The organism is Roseicyclus marinus (assembly GCF_030163795.1).
GTDB classification, from domain to species: Bacteria; Pseudomonadota; Alphaproteobacteria; order Rhodobacterales; family Rhodobacteraceae; genus Roseicyclus; species Roseicyclus marinus.
The window spans coordinates 96,959-113,460 of record NZ_JASJOF010000006.1 but is presented as its reverse complement, the minus strand read 5'-3'; the positions used below and the strand labels follow the sequence as shown (position 1 = coordinate 113,460).

At 64.5% G+C, this 16,502-nt stretch carries 20 protein-coding genes and 1 other RNA gene; 9 read left to right on the top strand and 12 right to left on the bottom strand.

All coding sequences use genetic code 11. The features are described from left to right. Positions 1–131: 131 nt before the first annotated feature. Entirely contained in the window at positions 132–938 is an 807-nt protein-coding gene (locus QQK63_RS10945; RefSeq protein ID WP_277822671.1) for an ABC transporter permease, read from the top strand. Next, positions 935–2,038 carry an ABC transporter ATP-binding protein gene (locus QQK63_RS10940; RefSeq protein ID WP_277822669.1) on the top strand — a complete coding sequence of 368 codons (1,104 nt, stop codon included), beginning with the start codon at positions 935–937 and terminating at the stop codon, positions 2,036–2,038. The genes QQK63_RS10945 and QQK63_RS10940 overlap by 4 nt, the downstream gene beginning before the upstream one ends. An 18-nt stretch (positions 2,039–2,056) precedes the next feature. Here the strand turns inward: QQK63_RS10940 and QQK63_RS10935 are convergent, their stop codons facing one another. The 10 genes from QQK63_RS10935 to QQK63_RS10890 all read right to left on the bottom strand — a co-directional run bounded on the left by QQK63_RS10935 (position 2,057) and on the right by QQK63_RS10890 (position 9,392). Continuing rightward, on the bottom strand, positions 2,057–3,457 hold the full coding sequence (locus QQK63_RS10935) for a cytochrome P450 (RefSeq protein WP_277822667.1): 1,401 nt from the start codon (positions 3,455–3,457) through the stop codon (positions 2,057–2,059). After that, the gene (locus QQK63_RS10930; protein WP_277822665.1) at positions 3,454–4,692 is read right to left on the bottom strand and encodes a hypothetical protein; all 1,239 of its coding nucleotides are present in this window, start codon (positions 4,690–4,692) and stop codon (positions 3,454–3,456) included. Before QQK63_RS10930 ends, QQK63_RS10935 begins: the two co-directional genes overlap by 4 nt. 42 nt (positions 4,693–4,734) lie before the next feature. Beyond that, positions 4,735–5,490, bottom strand: coding sequence for a cytochrome c biogenesis CcdA family protein (locus QQK63_RS10925; protein ID WP_277822663.1), 756 nt, complete (start codon positions 5,488–5,490; stop codon positions 4,735–4,737). Positions 5,491–5,682: 192 nt separating this feature from the next. Next, positions 5,683–5,928 (bottom strand): N-(5'-phosphoribosyl)anthranilate isomerase, encoded by a 246-nt coding sequence (locus tag QQK63_RS10920; protein ID WP_277822661.1) that lies wholly within the window; start codon positions 5,926–5,928, stop codon positions 5,683–5,685. Between the two features lie 33 nt (positions 5,929–5,961). Next, complete coding sequence (locus tag QQK63_RS10915) at positions 5,962–6,183, bottom strand: ribbon-helix-helix domain-containing protein (protein WP_277822659.1); 222 nt, start codon at positions 6,181–6,183, stop codon at positions 5,962–5,964. After that, positions 6,180–6,368, bottom strand: coding sequence for a DUF4169 family protein (locus tag QQK63_RS10910; RefSeq protein ID WP_277822657.1), 189 nt, complete (start codon positions 6,366–6,368; stop codon positions 6,180–6,182). The genes QQK63_RS10915 and QQK63_RS10910 overlap by 4 nt, the downstream gene beginning before the upstream one ends. Next, positions 6,365–7,756 (bottom strand): class II fumarate hydratase, encoded by a 1,392-nt coding sequence (gene fumC / locus QQK63_RS10905; RefSeq protein WP_277822655.1) that lies wholly within the window; start codon positions 7,754–7,756, stop codon positions 6,365–6,367. Before fumC ends, QQK63_RS10910 begins: the two co-directional genes overlap by 4 nt. 73 nt (positions 7,757–7,829) lie before the next feature. Then, complete coding sequence (locus tag QQK63_RS10900; protein WP_277822653.1) at positions 7,830–8,390, bottom strand: class I SAM-dependent methyltransferase; 561 nt, start codon at positions 8,388–8,390, stop codon at positions 7,830–7,832. A gap of 93 nt (positions 8,391–8,483) precedes the next feature. Then, positions 8,484–8,951, bottom strand: coding sequence for an SspB family protein (locus QQK63_RS10895; RefSeq protein ID WP_277822651.1), 468 nt, complete (start codon positions 8,949–8,951; stop codon positions 8,484–8,486). Between the two features lie 75 nt (positions 8,952–9,026). Continuing rightward, on the bottom strand, positions 9,027–9,392 hold the full coding sequence (locus QQK63_RS10890; RefSeq protein ID WP_277822649.1) for a DUF4345 family protein: 366 nt from the start codon (positions 9,390–9,392) through the stop codon (positions 9,027–9,029). Positions 9,393–9,697: 305 nt separating this feature from the next. Here QQK63_RS10890 and QQK63_RS10885 point away from each other — a divergent pair, with 305 nt between their 5' ends. After that, a complete protein-coding gene (locus QQK63_RS10885; protein WP_277822647.1) occupies positions 9,698–10,159 on the top strand; it encodes a hypothetical protein in 462 nt (153 codons plus the stop codon). Positions 10,160–10,222: 63 nt separating this feature from the next. Here QQK63_RS10885 and ssrA read toward each other — a convergent pair. After that, positions 10,223–10,577, bottom strand: a transfer-messenger RNA (tmRNA) gene (gene ssrA, locus QQK63_RS10880). A 49-nt stretch (positions 10,578–10,626) separates the two neighbouring features. Between ssrA and QQK63_RS10875 the strand changes: the two genes are divergently transcribed. Beyond that, a complete protein-coding gene (locus QQK63_RS10875; protein WP_348540437.1) occupies positions 10,627–10,980 on the top strand; it encodes a DUF6525 family protein in 354 nt (117 codons plus the stop codon). Between the two features lie 62 nt (positions 10,981–11,042). On the opposite strand, the gene QQK63_RS10870 is transcribed toward QQK63_RS10875, so the two are convergent. After that, positions 11,043–12,086: an ABC transporter substrate-binding protein gene (locus tag QQK63_RS10870; RefSeq protein ID WP_277822643.1), complete on the bottom strand. Its 1,044-nt coding sequence runs from the start codon at positions 12,084–12,086 to the stop codon at positions 11,043–11,045. 186 nt (positions 12,087–12,272) lie between these two features. On the opposite strand from QQK63_RS10870, the gene QQK63_RS10865 reads away from it, so the two are divergent. Genes QQK63_RS10865 through acuI form a run of 5 tightly spaced genes read left to right on the top strand, consistent with a single transcriptional unit; the run spans position 12,273 to position 16,420 of the window. After that, entirely contained in the window at positions 12,273–13,034 is a 762-nt protein-coding gene (locus QQK63_RS10865) for a DUF2182 domain-containing protein (protein WP_277822641.1), read from the top strand. A gap of 21 nt (positions 13,035–13,055) precedes the next feature. Further along, positions 13,056–13,748 (top strand): DUF1326 domain-containing protein, encoded by a 693-nt coding sequence (locus tag QQK63_RS10860; RefSeq protein WP_277822639.1) that lies wholly within the window; start codon positions 13,056–13,058, stop codon positions 13,746–13,748. A 4-nt stretch (positions 13,749–13,752) separates the two neighbouring features. Then, positions 13,753–14,268: a DinB family protein gene (locus QQK63_RS10855; RefSeq protein ID WP_277822637.1), complete on the top strand. Its 516-nt coding sequence runs from the start codon at positions 13,753–13,755 to the stop codon at positions 14,266–14,268. Positions 14,269–14,272: 4 nt separating this feature from the next. Then, positions 14,273–15,376, top strand: a complete 1,104-nt coding sequence (locus QQK63_RS10850) for a dimethylsulfoniopropionate demethylase (protein WP_277822635.1) — start codon at positions 14,273–14,275, stop codon at positions 15,374–15,376. Positions 15,377–15,427: 51 nt separating this feature from the next. Then, the gene (acuI, locus tag QQK63_RS10845; protein ID WP_277822633.1) at positions 15,428–16,420 is read left to right on the top strand and encodes an acryloyl-CoA reductase; all 993 of its coding nucleotides are present in this window, start codon (positions 15,428–15,430) and stop codon (positions 16,418–16,420) included. The last annotated feature ends 82 nt before the right edge of the window (positions 16,421–16,502 follow it).

Genomic DNA, 16,502 nt, shown 5'->3' with positions numbered 1-16,502 from the left:
GCGATCCGTGTCGCGTTTTCGGCGGCACCGGGTCTTGTCGGGCCGGAGGCCGCAATCATTGGCCTGTTGCTGATCGTCAGCGCGGGATCGGCCCTCATTCTTACACGGGTGCCCAAGGGGAGGTGGGGGATATGAAACTGAACCTGCTCGCCGTTTTCGCAGGCGTCTACCTTGTCGTGCTGTATGCGCCCATCGTGCTCTTGCCGCTCTTCGCGTTCAACAGCGGCTCGGTCATCGCCTTTCCGCTCAGGGGGTTCACCACCGAATGGTTCGGCCTGTTGCTCGACACGCCTGCCTTGCATGCCGCCACGCTGAATTCGCTGATCATCGCGATATCCACGGCGATCTTTTCCACCATCCTCGGGCTTTTCGCCGCGCGGGCCGCGACGCGCTACGGCTTTCCGGGCAAGGGCGGCATCGTGGGGTTCATCATGCTACCCCTCGTCCTGCCCGAGGTGATCGTGGCGATCTCGCTTCTGATCGTGCTGATGCAACTGGGGCTGAACAGCGGCACATGGTCGATCATCGCGGGTCACACGTTGATTTGCACACCTTTTGCCATCGCGATCCTTCAAGGCAGCTTTGCCAACATGGACCGCAGCCTCGAAGAGGCGGCCGTAGACCTTGGCGAAACGCCGTGGTCCACCTTCCGGCTGATCACGCTGCCACTGGTGGCGCCCGGCATCGTGGCGTCGCTTTTGATCTGTTTCATCATCTCGCTCGATGAATTCATCATCGCCTTCTTCCTCTCGGGCAATTCGCCGACCCTGCCGGTCTATCTGTGGTCGCTTTTGCGCTTTCCCGCGCAATTGCCCATGGTGATGGCCCTTGGCACGATCCTCGTGCTGCTGTCGGTCCTGCTGCTCGTTCTTGCCGAAACCTTCCGCCGCCGGGGCCTTCGGCGCGCGGGCCTGAAAGACACCGGAGGCTTTTTGTGAGCCAGAAGACCCCCATCGTCACGCTGACCGGCGTGCAGAAATATTACGGCGATTACCACGCCCTGCGGGGGATCACCGCCAATATCGGGCAAGGCGAGTTTTTCTCGCTGCTTGGGCCCTCGGGCTGCGGCAAGACCACGCTTCTGCGGTCCATCGCGGGGTTCGAGGATATCTCGTCGGGGCAACTGCTGCTGGACGGGCGCGACATGGAAGGTGTGCCGCCGAACAAGCGGCCGACCAACATGGTGTTTCAGTCCTACGCGATCTTTCCCCATATGAACGTGGCCGAGAATGTCGGCTTCGGCCTGCGCCGGTCGAACATGTCCAGCGAGGAAAAGCGCCGCGCTGTCGGCGAGGCGTTGGAGATGGTGGGATTGGGCAAGTATGGGGCGCGCGCGGCCCATGCGCTTTCAGGCGGGCAGCGGCAGCGCGTGGCGCTGGCCCGCGCGCTGATCATGAAGCCCAAGGTCCTGTTGCTGGACGAACCCCTGTCCGCGCTCGACAAGAAAATGCGCGAGGTGATGCAGGTCGAATTGATCCGCCTTCAGCGCGAGGTCGGTATCACCTTCATCCTCGTGACCCATGACCAGGAAGAGGCGCTGGTCATGTCCGACCGGATCGCGGTGATGTTCGAGGGTGAGATCGCGCAACTCGACGATCCCGAAACGCTTTACCGTAGGCCGAAGTCGCGGCGGGTTGCGGAATTCATCGGGATGATGAATTTCCTGCCCGCGCAGGTTCTGCCGACGGGTCCGGGCGGTGGGCGTGTGGCGCTGGATGTGGCGGGTCTTGGCCATGCCGAGCTCGAGGCCGCGCAATGCCCCAATGGGGCCACGATAGGTGCCGCCGAAATCGGCGTGCGCCCCGAAAGCCTGACGATCCTTTACGAGGGCCAATCCGCCGAAGGTGGCCGCGAGGCCGAAGGCACGGTGCGAGAGGTCGTCTATTACGGCGACATGACCTATTACGACGTGCTGCTGGATGGCGCGCCATCGCCCGTGCGGGTGTCGATGCGAAACATGCCTGGCCGCAAGGTTCTGGATTTCGGCGCGCGGGCGCGTCTGGCCTGGGATCCGCGGTCCATGGTCATGTTCTGCTGAGGAAGACGGTTCGCGGGCTTATCGCGCGTGTTCATCCCCGGCCGCTTGGCGCGGGGTTATGTTGAGCCAAATACCGTCCTTTGCTCGGACCGTGAGATAGGCCACGGGCATGGGCACACGATCCGCTACGGGCGCGAACCGGTACGCGCGAACCAGCATCGCCAGCAGCAAGGGCCCCTCGACCATTGCGAACCCTGCGCCGGTGCAGACGCGCGCGCCGGCCGAAAAGGGGATGAAAGCCTCACGCAGGCAGGTCTTTCCGTTCTCGGTCTGCCAGCGGGCCGGGTCGAAGCCGTCTGGGTTTTCCCATAGCCGTTCGTGGCGGTGCAGATGCCAGGGCGAAATCACGATCTGACTGCCCCGGGTCAGGTTGCGCGCACGAAAACTTTCGGTGCAGGTCGTCTCTCGCACCATCATGGGCACGGGGGGATAAAGCCTGAGCGTCTCGCGGAAGATGTCGCGCGCGAGCCGCAACTTGCCCATCACGGCGAAATCGGGGGCCTCCGTCAGTGCCGTCTCTGCCTCTTGGGCAAGTTTGTCCTGCCACTCGGGATAGCGCGCGAGCAGGTACAGTGTCCATGCCAAGGTCGAGGCGCTGGTTTCATGTCCTGCGAGGAAGAAGATCGCAACCTGATCGACCATCTCCTCGGTGGTGAACCGCTGGCCCGTTTCGGGATCGGCAGTCGTCATGATCTTGGTCGCCAGATCGTCCGGTGCGGTTCCGGCCTCGATCTCGGCCATGCGGGCGGCGGTCATCTGGGTGATGAGCGTGCGGATCGCGGCGGCGGTGCGGCGCGTCTCGGCCCGGTGGCCGCGCGGCATCCAACGGGGCAGGGGCAGGAAGGCGGCAGCGTTCAGGATCGGCTGGGTGCGCTGATAGGCGCGGAAGAGGTGAAAGACCTCGCTCGCCACCTGATCCTCAATCGGGAGCGAAAAGAGCGTGCGAAAGATCACGTCGGCGGCGGCGTGGCTCATCTCGGCCTCGATCTCGCAAGGCGCGTTGCCATTGGTCGCGCCGATGCGCGAGACGGCGGCCTTACCTGCGGCCCAGATCGCGGGAAAGGTATCGCGCAGCCGTCCGCCCTCGAAGGCCGGGTCAATGATGCGGCGCTGTCGCTGCCATTCCGCGCCATTGGTCAGGAAGACGGAGCGTCCGAGAAGCGGCCGCAACCCTTCGCCCACTCGGTCGGATTTGGGGAAATCCATCGGGCGCGCCTTGAGAACCTCGTCGATCAGGGCGGGCTGATTGATCATGTAGCTGCGGAAAAACGGCGTGCGGAATTCAGCCATCCATGCGCGATAAAGCCGGGCGGGTTGGGCCGACAGGATATCTTGCCGAAAAAGCCGCATGTAGCGCCAGAGCGAGACACGGTCAGCACGAGAAGGCGGCTTGGGTGGCAGATCGGGTGTGCTCGTCATGCCGCGATCCCGCTGTGGCGGTTAACCGGCGTCTCGATCCGGCTGGCTGATGGTGCGCGACCGGCAAAACGCGCGCCCAAGGTCAAGGGCCCGGCCGTGATGCGGAAATAATCGTAATCGTCGGGCCGACCCGGCAGATTGTCGAAGGCGTTGAGATACTGGAAATGCAGTTCGAAGAGCCTCCAGCGCAGGGCCGCGCGCGTCTCGGGGCGCAGGGTCTGCGTGAAGGCGGCGGAAATCACCAGCGGCCAGCGTTTGTTCGCCGGGGCGACGCCCGATACGGCAACCGGATCGCAAAGCGCAAAAGCGCATCCATCGCCCGGCGCAGTCACATCGACCCAAGGCATGTCTTGCGCTGCGAGAAAGGCGAGATCTGTGCGAAGGCGCGTGGCATTGGGCAGAAAGCTGACCATCGGCACGACATGGCCGAGCGTCAGGAGCGACAGCGCCGGACCATCCCCGGGCAAACGGCGCGCCCGGATCAGGTCGGCCAGAACGGACACCGCGATATAGGCGCCCGAGGAATGGCCGATGACCAAAACCTCGTCGACATCGCTTGCAAGCGCGGTGGCGATCCGGTCAGCGAAGTCCCGCATCCGCTTTTCTTGCTCGCGAGGGTAGGCGCCTTTGTAGCGGGAGGAAAAGGCGTAATCCTTCATCAGGTACCACGCGTAGAGATGATCGCGGCGCTGGAACCAGCGCAGGATCAGCCAGCCGATCGACAGGATGGACATTGTGTAAAGAAGAACGGCAACGGGTAAAGGCACGGCAAGCCCGAGTGACCCAAGGATTGCTAACAGACCCGCGCCGACCAGCAGGCCCGCACCCATGGCAAAGGCTAATTGGATCAGCAGCACCAGAACAGGATAAAGTGCGGCGATCACCGGTCCCTTCCTGAGGCGCATCAGCCGGAACAGCGCCCCCGAACCGATATAGGTCCAAGCCGTGCGGAGAAGGCTGAGATAGCTGAAGAGGATACCGCCCTTCATCCCCGCCTGCACGATATCGGCCCAGTAGAGAACCTCGATGCCCGTCGCGACATCGGCGCCTTCGATCCGAGCCTGAACGCCCCAACCAAATCGCGCGCCCTTGGGGGGGCTGCCCGGCGCGATGTCATAGCCGGAAAGTGCGGCTTGCCGCGCGGCCTCGCGCCGGTAGCGTTCGCGATAGGCGCGTGGCGGCACCGGGTCGAAGCCCGGGATATAGAAGACATGCCTGCGCGCCACGTGCGTCATGTTGCGCAGAATAGCGAGGGATTGCGGCAGCGGTAGGGCGGATCAGCCCAAGAGGCCAAGCGCCGGGAATGTTTCGAGAAGCCAGAAGGAAAAGGCCGAGAATGCCCCCGTCATCAGCGCAACGCCGACCCCGATGAGCAACAGGCCCATAACGCGCTCGATGGTTTTCATGTGTCGCTTCATGCGGTTCATCACACCCATCGCGCGGTCGATGAAGCCTGCGGCGAGCAGGAAGGGAATGCCGAGACCCACGGCGTAGATCGCCAGAAGCGTCGTGCCGCGCGACACGCTCGCCTCGGTCGCGGCGATCGACAGGATCGCGCCCAGTTGCGGGCCGATGCAGGGCGTCCAGCCGAAGGCGAAGGCGAGGCCGAGAATATAGGCGCCAAAAGCCGAACCGCCCTGGTCGCCGGCATCAAGCCGGGCTTCGCGGTTCAGGATCGGGATGGTGATGACGCCCAGAAAATGCAGTCCGAAGACGATGATGACCGCACCCGCGATCTGGCCCAGAAGGATCTGGTTCTGCAGGAAGAACTGGCCGAAGATCGAGGCGGTGAAGCCCAGAAAGACGAAGACGGTCGACAGGCCGAGGACGAAAAAAAGCGCTGCCATCAAGGCCTTGCGGCGGGCGGCGCGGGCGTTGCCGTCGATCTCGGCCATGGTGATGCCGCCCATGTAGGCCAGGTAGGGCGGCACGATGGGCAAGACGCAAGGGCTGAGGAAACTCAGGATGCCCGCGGCGAAGGCCACGAGCATCGCGGGCAGAAGGCTGGCGTCGAAGAGGTCGATCCCGAACATGGGTTTCGTCTAACCTGTTCGGGCGGAGGCGTCACGCGCCATCGCGTCACATTCGCGTTGGGGAGAAACGGTCCTGTTGTCTCGTTCACGAAAATCGAGACTTTGTAATGTGTTGTTGCGTTTTGCTGCAGCAAAACGGATCGGAAAACTGCAGTTTTCCGGGACGCGAAACTGCAGTTCGGCGGCTTTCGGCTAGAGAGGCGCGCGCGGTCGGAGGATACGGACCGGTTCTTGGTTGCAGAAGATGATGATCTGGCCCGCATTCTCGATGGCGCAGAAGCCACGGCGATACACTTCGGCGATGAAGGCTTCGCGGCCGATATAGCGTTCGACATCGCGGCTGGCTCTTCGGATGACCTTGCCGTCACGCACAAGCCGCGACTTGAACACGTCCTGCAAGAAGGCCTCGGGCGAGGTGTTGGGGGGCAATCTGTCCATGTCCCACCATCCCCGATTCCGGTTAACGGAGGCCTAAGATCCAGCCTTGAGTCTTTCCAGAACGTGAACGCGGATGGCGGAGGCTAACCCGGATTTAACGCCCCGGGCGCCGTCGATGTCCGCGACCAGTTCGTTGACCGATTTTCCCTCCAGATCGGCCAGCCGCTGCAACTCCACCCAGAAGGCATCTTCGAGCGAGACGGAGGTGCGGTGGCCGCGCAGGGTAAGGGAATGCTTGCGCGGTCGGCCGGTCATTCGTCGCCGTCCTCGCGCTTGTGCTGGTCGAGGTGGCGGGCGGCTTTCTCGGCCGCTTGCGCCTCGGCATCGCGCTCGGCCTTGGTCCGGCCGAATTTCGCGGCATTGGCATCGGCCTTTGCGCGCTTGTCGTCCCGCGCGCGGGTTTTGCGCGCGCGGGAAAGGTTCACGACCTTGGCGGTCATGACGGGCCGATCATGTCCTCGGGGCGGACCACGCGGTCGAAGGTTTCGCCATCGACGAAGCCGAGGCGGATCGCCTCTTCGCGGAGCGTCGTGCCGTTCTTGTGCGCGGTCTTGGCCACGGTGGTCGCATTGTCATAGCCGATGGTGGGCGCGAGTGCTGTCACCAGCATCAGGCTTTCGCGCATCAACTTGCCGATCCGCTCCACATTCGCCTCGGTCCCGTCGAGCATCCGCAAGGTGAAGCTGTCGGCGGCATTGCCCAGAAGCGTCATCGACTGCAGGAGGTTGTAGGCCATCATCGGATTGTAGACGTTCAGTTCGAAATGGCCCTGCGACCCGGCGAAGGCGATGGCCGCGTCATTGCCGAGGATATGGGCGCAGACCTGCGTCATCGCCTCGGCCTGCGTCGGGTTCACCTTGCCCGGCATGATCGAGGAGCCGGGCTCGTTTTCGGGCAGGATCAATTCGCCAAGGCCCGAGCGCGGGCCGGAGCCGAGAAAGCGCATGTCATTGGCGATCTTGTAGCAGGCCATGGCGGCGGTCTTGATCGCGCCGGACATGAAAACCATGGCGTCATGGGCGGCCAGCGCCTCGAACTTGTTCGGGGCGGTGACGAAGGGCAGGCCGGTGATGTCTGCGATCCGGGCGGCAACGGCCGTATCCCAACCCTTGTCGGTGTTGAGCCCCGTGCCGACGGCAGTGCCGCCTTGGGCCAGTTCGTAGATGCCCGGAAGCGCGAGCTTGATCCGGGCGATGCCGTTGCGGATCTGCATGGCATAGCCGGAAAACTCCTGCCCCAAGGTCAGGGGCGTCGCATCCTGGGTATGGGTGCGGCCGATCTTGATGATGTCCTTGAACGCCTCGGCCTTGGCCTCGAGCCCTGCGGCCAGTTTTTCGAGGCCGGGGATCAGCACCTCGTGGCAGGTGACGGCGGAGGCAATGTGCATCGCGGTGGGAAAGGTGTCGTTCGACGACTGGCCCATATTGCAATGGTCATTGGGATGGACCGGCTTTTTCGAGCCGATCGTGCCGCCCAGCATTTCGATGGCGCGGTTCGAGATGACCTCGTTCGCGTTCATGTTGGATTGGGTGCCGGAGCCTGTCTGCCAGACGACGAGGGGGAAGTGATCGTCGAGCTTGCCGTCGATCACCTCTTGGGCGGCGGCGATCATCGCATCGGCGAGATTTGCATCAAGCTTGCCGGTGGATTTATTCACCTCGGCGCAGGCCCGCTTGATCACGCCCAAGGCACGGACGATGGCCACGGGCTGCTTTTCCCAGCCGATGGGGAAATTCATGATGGACCGCTGGGTCTGCGCGCCCCAATAGCGGTCGGCGGGCACCTCGAGCGGGCCGAAACTGTCCGATTCTGTGCGTGTGGCGGTCATTTTGATCCCTCCGGTATGCCGTTGCATGCCGTTTAGCGGCCCCTCGCGCGTCGTGCAATGCGGCCAAGCGGCCTCAGGCAGGTTTGGTGAAACGATAGACGCGGGCGGGGGGCATGTTCCACCAGATCTTGCGCGATACGGTCCAGTCGAGACCCAGTTCCTCGCGGACTGCGCGGGCCACGGGGGGCTTGGGTCCATAGGTGAACTGGACATAGCTGCCGCCCGGTTTCAGCCGCTGGAAGGTGCCCGTGAGAATGTCGCGCTGGAGCGCGAGCGGCATGGAAAGAAGCGGCAGGCCCGAGATCACGGCCTGCGCGCCCTCGACGGGGAGGGCGCCGACATCGCCCGCGCTCATCTGGTGGACGTTGAGGCGGGGAAAGCGCGCGCGCAACCGGTCGCAGAAATCGGGGTTCATCTCGATCGAATGGAGGTTTTCGGGGGCGATGCCGCGATCGAGGATGGCTTTCGTGATGTTGCCCGTGCCCGCGCCCAGTTCGATCACGGGGCCCGCGGCGGGGTCGACCTGCGCGACCATTTCGGCGCAGAGAAAGCGCGAGGAAGGAGCGAGCGCCACCACCTGATGGGGGCGGCGCAGAAGTTGGCCCATGAAGAGCGCGAAATCGCTGTTGGACATCTCTGCTCCGCCTGCCTGAACCGGGGTTTTGGGCAGTTCTAACCCGCGCCGGGGCCGGGGCAAGGTCAAACCCGGGCCGAGGCCTTCGCAGGGTCAGTGGTTCTTGCGAAAACGGTCGAGGCGGACAACCTCGGCATCGCCTTGCCGGTCGGAGGGAGGGGGCGCGGGAGGTTCATCCTCGGGGCCATCGTCGGGCGTTTCGGTACGCTCGAAGCGCAGGCCGAATTCGACGGAAGGATCGACGAAGGTCCGGATCGCGTCGAATGGAATGCGCAAGCTTTCGGGGTTGTCGCCGAAATTCAGGATGATGGAAAAGCCGTCATCATCAACCGCAAGGCCATCATACCAATGCTGGATGACGATGGTCATTTCCTCGGGGTAGCGGTCGCGCAGCCAATCGGCCAGCCCCACGCCATCGGCGGTGGTGTCGAAGGTGATGAAGAAGTGGTGATCCCCCGGCAGGCCGGTTGCCGCGACATCCGACAGGACCCGCTGGATCAGGCCGCGCATCGCGTGATGCATGAGGCGGCCATAGGCGATTTTGGTGGGTCGGTCGGTCATGAGCGGCAGGGCATCCCTTAAGGTGCCCTCACCATAGAAGATTCGTTTCGATTTGAAAGGCGGTGCCTGAGGCGGTCAGGCAGCGGGCAGGTTTGCGAGGATCAACCATGCGGCAAGCCCGGCCTCGCAGCCAAAAAAGCTCCAGCTTTGACGGCTGGCGGCATTGTCGCGGAAGATGGAGGTCACGCGCCCCGTCGCCGCCCCGGCATAGGCCAAACCCACGACCACCCAAGCCAGCGGCTGATCGAGGAGGATGGCCCCCAGACCCAGACCGACGAAGAGACAGCCCGAGGCGGCCGAGACCTCGGTATAGGCCATGTTGGAGGGGCCCGATTTCATGTCGAGCTGTTCCATCGTCCAGCGCGGCGCGAGCCAGCCCATCAGGCCCAGCACGATCGTGAGGATCGCAACCGCGTAGTTGACGAAATCGATGGCGGTCATGTCGGTCCTTTCGGGAAGTTCTGGCGCGCTGTCCCCTCTTTAACGAAGCGGGGGCGAGGGCGGATCACTTGCGCGTGAAAAAAATCGCCCGGACGGGGCGCCGCGGGGAGGTGGGCGGCCGTCAAAGCCATGCGAAATCGCCTGTTTCGGCCCGGGTAGCGACATTTCACTCGACCGATGGTTGCATCGGGGCTATCCAGACAGGGCCGCATTTTAATCGTTACACCCTGTCGAAGGTTCCGGATAACCGAGGCCCAGAAATGCGGCGTGACCGGCCCATGTATCCGCCCCTTCGGGAGACGATCATGAAGAACTTGACCGCGCTTGGCGTGCTTGCATTCCTTGCGTCAACGGGGATGGCCGCCGCTTGTCCCTCGATCTCCGATCCGGCCGGGGCGACCATCGCCACGACAGGCGAGGATTTGTGGAGCCCCAACAGCTACGCCGTCGCGGCGGGGGGCAACATCGACCTAGCAGCCTGCCCCTCGGTTCCGGGAACGGGTATGGTCATCGCGGGTCCGGATTTCGAATTCGACCTGTCGGGTCTTGCCGCCTACAACCTGCTGCAACTGCGCGTGGTGGGCGATTGCGACACGGTGCTTTTGGTCAACGACAGCATGGGCCAGTGGCATTTCTCGGATGATTTCAACGGTGCGGTGCATCCGGTGATCGATATCGTGGGCGCGACCGACGGCGTGTTCGACGTCTGGGTCGGCACCTATGGCAGTGAGCTGTGCAACGCGGAACTGACGCTGGAGACCTTCTGAGGCGACTAGGGGCGGTCCGGGGTCACAGCGGCCCCGGGCTGTCGGTTGTCGCGAAGGAGGGAAAGTGCAGGCTTCTGTTGCCAGGTGCCTGCGAACCCCGCCTTACGCTGCTAGGCGCAAGGACTTAGTTTCGGCGACTCGAGCTGCTTACGCAGCCAGAGCCATTGCCGGAGCACGGTTGTCATTTGCAACTGTACGTTTCGGACCGATAACGGTGGTACCTCACCGGGACAAAGCATAACCCCTTTAGACGTTCGTCGATCCTGTTTCGGCCCCATGCACCGCAAATGACGGTTGTTGGTGGAGCCGCCGGGTACCGCCCCCGGGTCCGAGCCGCTTATTACGAGCGCGTTTATGTCCATAGTCCCGTTGCCGGAACGCTTCAGAGATACGCCCGACAGACCGGGTTTTCAAGATGGATGGGGTGTGATTGCCCCTTGTGGAAAAGTAATGACATAACATAACGTATGCTCCCGACACGTGGAGGGCATGCGATGCGTCAACACCCGAGATCCAGCCGATTTGCGCCGCCACTGAGCGATCTTGCGCCAATGTCGGCGGGCAAGGTGCGGCCCGGCGGCAATCGGGGTGCGACGCGGCTGAAGATACGGGCACGCGCGGAGGATCCGATGCGGGCCTATGATGCGCTGCCGCCTGAATTGCGCGACTGGATCGCCCATGCCGCAAGGCCATGGTCGCCGCGGTCCTGCCTGCGGCTGTGGCGGCGTGCCTTGGCTGAGGAGGGGTGCACGGAACGGGCGCGGGCGCGGTTGGACCGCGCAGAGGCCGCGATGCTGGCACGCGATAGCGGGCTTGCGTGAGGCAAAAGAAAACGGGCGCCGTGAAGGGCGCCCGTTTCCGTGTCTTGCGGGGATTGGCGGGATCAGAAGCCCGACTTGATCCGCTCGAAAGCTTCGGCCTGACGCTCACGCTGTTCGTTCGACATCGGCAGCTGCGCCAGAACCGGCACGGTCACGGGGCCGAGGCCAGCGGCCTCGAGCGCCTCGGCGCCGAGCGCCTGCAGCGCCGCGTCATTGGCGGTGCCGAACCCGTTGTCGAGCAGCGGCAAGGCGGACGCCTCGGCGTGCATCGCGTTGATGAAGTCATAGGCCAGATCCTCGGAGCCTTCGCCCTCGGCCATGTTCACATAGCCGCAGAGCCAGACGGAGGTGCCTTCGACGGTGTTGCGCTGGAAGCCGACCGGGAAGCCTTCGTCGGCGAGGGCCACGGGAACCTCGTTCCAGACCCAAGCGGCCTGCACCTGACCCGAGGCCATGAGCTGTGCGATCTCGCCGGGATCGACCCAGTAGTTCAGGAGGTTGGGATGGATGCCGCGCAGCCAAGCGGTGGCCGCCTCGAATTGTTCGTCGGTGGCGTTGGTCCAGTCGGTCACGCCGGTGGCGAGATAGGCCAGCGCATAGGCATCATCGACGTTGTCGGGGATGGACAGGCGGCCGGCATAGGCGGGGTTGTTGAAGATCTCGAGCGAGGCGACATCCTCGGCCGGGACGGTTTCGGCGTTGTAGGCAATGGCCGTGGTGCCGAAATCGGTGGGAACCCACATCAGGTCGGCAGAGCCCGCGCGCACATCCGAGCCCAGAAGGTCGGAGTTCAGCGTGTCATAGGCTGCGATGCGCGACCGGTCCCAGGGCTCGATGATGCCCGATTCCTGCCAGCGCGGCACGGAGCCTGCGCAGATATGCGTCACATCCGAGCGGAAGCCCGCGAGCAGGCGCTGGAACGCCTCGTCCTCGTCGCCGAAGAAGACGAATTCGGGCGATGCGCCGTGCTGATCGATATAGGGCTGGTGGAATTCGGGGGTCTCGAAGCCGGAATAGTCGAAGACGAGGAGGTCCTGGGCTGCGGCCAGCGAGGGCACGGAAAGCGCCAGGGCCATGGCAGTGCCGAGGGCGGTGCGATAGGTCATGTGTTTGCGATCCCTGTTGGTGTGAATCCGGGGCTCGGATCGGGGAAGAACGTAAGAAGATCTTGCCATGTGGACAAGGGCATATGCCCGCCGCCCCAGTCCTCGGGCGGATTTCTTTTGTCAGTCTTGCCCGGGTCTGACAGGTTCGACGCCGGAAGCAGAGTCGCAAGGGGGAGGGCGGCCCGCATGATCGCCACCCGTATCCGCAACATGGGACAGCCGCATTGGCTGGGTCTTTACGGCCTGATCCTGGGCGCTTGGGGCCTTTTGTATGCCATGGCGATCCCGGCCGATCTGCGTGCGGCGGGGGCGGTCTATGGCTGGGAGGTGTTGGCGGCGCTGTGTGCGGCGACGCCCGATGCGGCAGGGTTTGCGGGGCTTGTGGCGATGTGGGCGATCATGGCGGCGGCGATGATGGCGCCCACGATGCTGCCCGCGCTGGCCACCTATGAGGATCTGGCGGCGGCGGGGGCCAAGACGCGGATCGCGGCCTTGGTCGGGGGATACCTTGCGGTCTGGCTGGGGTTTTCGGTGCTGGCGGCGGGGGCGCAGATGGCGCTGGTCTCTGCCGGGTTGATCGACCCGTTCGGGGCAAGCCTGTCGGTCGGTCTGTCCGCCGTGTTGTTGGCATTGGCGGGCCTGTGGCAGTTCACGCCCCTGAAGGCGGCCTGCCTGTCGAAATGCCGTCAGCCGATGATGTTCTTTTTGCAGCATTGGGAAGAAGGGCCGTGGCGCAACGGGGTGCGGCTGGGTGCGGTCTGCGTGGGATGTTGCTGGGCCTTGATGCTTTTGGCTTTCGTGGGCGGGGTGATGAACCTTGGCTTCATGGGGATCGCGACGGTTCTGATGGTGTTGGAAAAGCTGCCGCACATCGGGCGGTGGTTGACGCGGCCCTTGGGGTTTGCGCTTTTGGGCGGGGCTGCGGCAACGCTGGCCTTGGGGCTTTGATCGGGGAAGAGGGAGAGACGGATGGCATCGGATCGGATCGCCGTGGCGGCGGAAATCGACAACCGCGCGCCGGGTGCGGCGCGCTCGGGGCATGGGACCGTGCCTTGGGCGATCAAGGGCGAATTGATCCTGAATTGCAATTGCACGGTCTTTTGCCCCTGCGTGGTATCCTTGGGCCTGCATCCGCCGACGGAGGGGCATTGCCAGACCTGGGGCGGGGTGCGGATCGATGCCGGCCATTACGGCGAGACCGATCTATCGGGGCTGAATATCGGGCTGTTGATCGAGATCCCGGGCATGATGAGCCGGGGCAACTGGAAGGTCGCGCTGTTCATCGATGACCGGGCAAGCGACGCGGCCTATCGCGCGCTTGTCGACATCTTTTCGGGCAAGGCCAAGGGGACCACGGGCCTGTTCAGCGTCCTCGTGGGCGAGGTGATCGGGGTGGAACGCCAGCCCGTCCGCTACGAGACCGACGGCAAGACGCGCCACATCACCGTGGGCCGCAAGATCGAGGGCGTGGTCTATCCCGTGGGCGGCAAGGACCCCGAGGAGGACATCGTGATCCGCAACACGAAGTATTGGATGGGGCCCGACATCACGGTCGCCACGGCCAGCAAGGGCCGGGTGCGCGCCTTTGGCCGGGTGTGGGATTTCGGGGGGCGGTCGGCCGAGATCTGCCAGATCGACTGGTCCGGGCCGGGCAAGGGGTGAGGGCATGATAACCCCGGACTATTGCCGGACCATGGCGCGCTACAATGCCTGGCAGAACCAGTCGATCTATCAAGCGGCGGCCGGGCTGTCCGAGGCGGAGCGGGAGGCGGACAGGGGCGCGTTTTTCGGCTCGATCCGGGCGACGTTGAGCCATTTGCATTGGGGCGATCTGATCTGGATGGCCCGTTTCGAAGGGGTCGAGGGGCCGGGAGGCAGCATTGCCACGTCGCCCGCGATGTATGATTGGGCGACGCTGTGGACCGAGCGGCCAAAGCTTGATGCGCGGATTGCGGGTTGGGCGTGGATGGTGTCGGCGGAGGAGCTGACGGGGGAAATCCGCTGGCATTCCTTTGCCATGGGTCGGGAGATCGCGAAACCCGCGGAGATCTGCGTGGTGCATATGTTCAATCATCAGGCGCACCATCGCGGGCAGGTTCATGCGATGCTGACGGCGGCAGGCGCGCGGCCCGACGATACCGATCTGCCCTTCATGCCCGATGATGCGCCGGAATGGAGATGATCGCGTGGCGCTGATTTCACCCTCGCGCCGGTTGCGGCGCACGCCTTTTTCCGAGGGGGTCGAGGCCGCGGGCGTCAGCGCCTACACGGTCTACAACCACATGCTGTTGCCGACTGTCTTCGCCTCTGTCGAGGAGGATTACCGGCATTTGAAAGCTGCCGTACAGGTCTGGGATGTCGCCTGTGAACGGCAGGTGGAGGTGCGGGGCCCCGATGCGGGCAAGCTGGTGCAGATGCTGAGCCCGCGCGACCTGCGGGGCATGTTGCCGGGGCAATGCTACTACCTGCCGATGGTCGACGAGACGGGCGGCATGTTGAACGACCCTGTGGCGGTGAAGCTGGCGGAGGATCGGTGGTGGATCTCTATCGCCGACAGTGACCTGATCTTGTGGGTCAAGGGCATCGCGCATGGCTACAGGCTCGACGTGCTGATCGACGAGCCCGATGTCTCGCCCTTGGCGGTGCAGGGTCCGCTGGCCGATGATCTGATGGCGCGGGTCTTTGGCGAGGGGGTGCGCGGCATCCGGTTCTTCCGCTTTGGACATTTCGATTTCATGGGGCGCGACATGGTGATCGCGCGGTCGGGCTATTCCAAGCAGGGCGGGTTCGAGATCTATGTCGAGGGATCGGACATCGGGATGCCCTTGTGGAACGCGCTGATGGAGGCGGGGCGCGATCTGGATGTGCGGGCGGGTTGCCCCAACGGGATCGAGCGGGTCGAGGGGGGATTGCTGAGCTACGGCAATGACATGACGCGCGATAACACGCCCCATGAGGCGGGGTTGGGCCGGTTTTGCAACACGGCGACGGCCATCGGGTGCATCGGTCGCGATGCGCTCTTGAGGGTGGTCAAGGACGGGCCGGTCAAGCAGGTGCGCGCCATCGAGATCGAGACCGACCGCTTGCCGCGCTGCGATAGGGTGTGGCCGATCCTCGACGGGACGCGGCGGGTGGGGCAGGTGACATCGGCCGCCGTTTCGCCCGATTTCGGGTGCGGCGTGGCGATCGGCATGGTGCGCATGACGCATTGGGACCCGGGCACCGAGGTGATGGTCGAGACGCAGGACGGCGCGTTTCCGGCGCGCGTTCGGGAAAATTTCTGGAATTGAAACAAGGAATTGCCGCGCGGTGTTGACGTGCGGCACGAAAGGAGAGGCAAGATGGCATTTCGCGCATTGGTGGTCGAGAAGGATAGTGAGGGCAAGACGCATGGCGCGGTCCAGACGCTCGACGAGGCGCAACTGCCCGAGGGCGATGTGACGGTCGCGATCGAGTATTCGACGGTGAATTACAAGGATGGCCTGTGCCTTGGGCCCGGCGGCGGATTGGTGCGGAGCTATCCGCATGTGCCGGGCATCGATTTCGCGGGCGTGGTCGAGGCCTCGGATGATCCTCGCTATGCGCCGGGCGACAAGGTCGTGCTGACCGGCTGGCGCGTGGGCGAGGTGCATTGGGGCGGTTATGCCGAAAAGGCGCGGGTGAAGGCCGATTGGCTGGTGCCGCTGCCCGAGGGGCTGACGACGCGGGCCGCCATGGCGGTGGGCACGGCGGGATTTACCGCGATGCTGGCGGTGATGGCGCTGGAGGATCACGGGCTGAAACCCGGCGCGGGCGAGGTGTTGGTGACGGGTGCGGCCGGCGGCGTGGGGTCGGTTGCGACAGCCATCCTTGCCCATCTGGGCTACGAGGTCGCCGCCGTGACGGGGCGGCCTGAGCAGGAGGGATACCTGCGGGGGCTTGGGGCCGCGCGGATCGTGCCGCGCGCCGATCTGGCCGAGACGGTCAAACGGCCGCTGGAGGCGGAGACCTGGGCCGGATGTGTCGATGCGGTGGGCGGCGCGATGCTGGCGCGTGTCCTGGGGCAGATGACCTACGGTGCCTCGGTCGCGGCCGTGGGTCTGGCTGGGGGTGCGAGCCTGCCCGCGACGGTCATTCCGTTCCTGTTGCGCGGTGTGAACCTCTTGGGCATCGACAGCGTGATGCAGCCTTATGACAACCGGCTGCGCGCCTGGGGACGGATCGCGCGCGATCTGCCGATGGACAAGCTCGAGGCGATGATCGAGCCCGCAACGCTGGAGGATCTGCCCGGGCTCGGGGCGGCGATCCTGAAGGGCGAGGTGCGCGGACGCGTCGTGGTGGACGTGCGGGCCTGACGGGTGTCGAGGCTGGGGGCGCGGCGCTTGCCGGGCCGGGGGCTTTGCCTTTCCCGTCGCGCCGCCGTATTTGGGGGAAGAT

Coding starts and splice junctions, on each gene's coding strand:
- QQK63_RS10945 (WP_277822671.1), top strand. CDS start 132: ATGAAACTGAACCTGCTCGCCGTTTTCGCAGGCGTCTACCTTGTCGTG.
- QQK63_RS10935 (WP_277822667.1), bottom strand. CDS start 3,457: ATGACGAGCACACCCGATCTGCCACCCAAGCCGCCTTCTCGTGCTGAC.
- QQK63_RS10930 (WP_277822665.1), bottom strand. CDS start 4,692: ATGACGCACGTGGCGCGCAGGCATGTCTTCTATATCCCGGGCTTCGAC.
- QQK63_RS10925 (WP_277822663.1), bottom strand. CDS start 5,490: ATGTTCGGGATCGACCTCTTCGACGCCAGCCTTCTGCCCGCGATGCTC.
- QQK63_RS10920 (WP_277822661.1), bottom strand. CDS start 5,928: ATGGACAGATTGCCCCCCAACACCTCGCCCGAGGCCTTCTTGCAGGAC.
- QQK63_RS10915 (WP_277822659.1), bottom strand. CDS start 6,183: ATGACCGGCCGACCGCGCAAGCATTCCCTTACCCTGCGCGGCCACCGC.
- QQK63_RS10910 (WP_277822657.1), bottom strand. CDS start 6,368: ATGACCGCCAAGGTCGTGAACCTTTCCCGCGCGCGCAAAACCCGCGCG.
- fumC (WP_277822655.1), bottom strand. CDS start 7,756: ATGACCGCCACACGCACAGAATCGGACAGTTTCGGCCCGCTCGAGGTG.
- QQK63_RS10900 (WP_277822653.1), bottom strand. CDS start 8,390: ATGTCCAACAGCGATTTCGCGCTCTTCATGGGCCAACTTCTGCGCCGC.
- QQK63_RS10895 (WP_277822651.1), bottom strand. CDS start 8,951: ATGACCGACCGACCCACCAAAATCGCCTATGGCCGCCTCATGCATCAC.
- QQK63_RS10890 (WP_277822649.1), bottom strand. CDS start 9,392: ATGACCGCCATCGATTTCGTCAACTACGCGGTTGCGATCCTCACGATC.
- QQK63_RS10885 (WP_277822647.1), top strand. CDS start 9,698: ATGAAGAACTTGACCGCGCTTGGCGTGCTTGCATTCCTTGCGTCAACG.
- QQK63_RS10875 (WP_348540437.1), top strand. CDS start 10,627: ATGCTCCCGACACGTGGAGGGCATGCGATGCGTCAACACCCGAGATCC.
- QQK63_RS10870 (WP_277822643.1), bottom strand. CDS start 12,086: ATGACCTATCGCACCGCCCTCGGCACTGCCATGGCCCTGGCGCTTTCC.
- QQK63_RS10865 (WP_277822641.1), top strand. CDS start 12,273: ATGATCGCCACCCGTATCCGCAACATGGGACAGCCGCATTGGCTGGGT.
- QQK63_RS10860 (WP_277822639.1), top strand. CDS start 13,056: ATGGCATCGGATCGGATCGCCGTGGCGGCGGAAATCGACAACCGCGCG.
- QQK63_RS10855 (WP_277822637.1), top strand. CDS start 13,753: ATGATAACCCCGGACTATTGCCGGACCATGGCGCGCTACAATGCCTGG.
- acuI (WP_277822633.1), top strand. CDS start 15,428: ATGGCATTTCGCGCATTGGTGGTCGAGAAGGATAGTGAGGGCAAGACG.